Source organism: Monashia sp. HAY1-5C (assembly GCF_056755255.1).
Genome location: NZ_JBPGXG010000400.1, coordinates 1 through 266 on the forward strand (window position 1 = coordinate 1; position 266 = coordinate 266).

The following is a 266-nucleotide window of genomic DNA, read 5'->3' on the forward strand; positions in this document are numbered from 1 at the left end:
ATCTCGACCGCCATGGAAGAGCTCTATGCGCTCGGCATCAAACCGGATTGGTGGAAACTGGAGCCGCAGGAATCGACCGCCGCGTGGAAAAAAATCGATGCCGTGATCGCCACAAATGATCCATGGTGCCGGGGTATCGTGTTGCTCGGTCTGGAGGCACCGGCAGAGGAACTGATCCGCAGCTTCGAGGCGACGCTGGCCGCACCCTCGGTCAAGGGTTTCGCCGTCGGGCGAACGATCTTTTCCGATGCGGCGCGGGCCTGGCT

Annotated in this window: 1 protein-coding gene; it reads left to right on the plus strand. The window is 61.7% G+C overall.

Going from position 1 to position 266, the window contains the following annotated elements; all coding sequences use genetic code 11:
• On the plus strand, positions 1–266 hold a 266-nt coding region (locus tag ACR9ZK_RS22190), incomplete at both ends, for a 2-deoxy-5-keto-D-gluconate 6-phosphate aldolase domain-containing protein (RefSeq protein WP_481344104.1).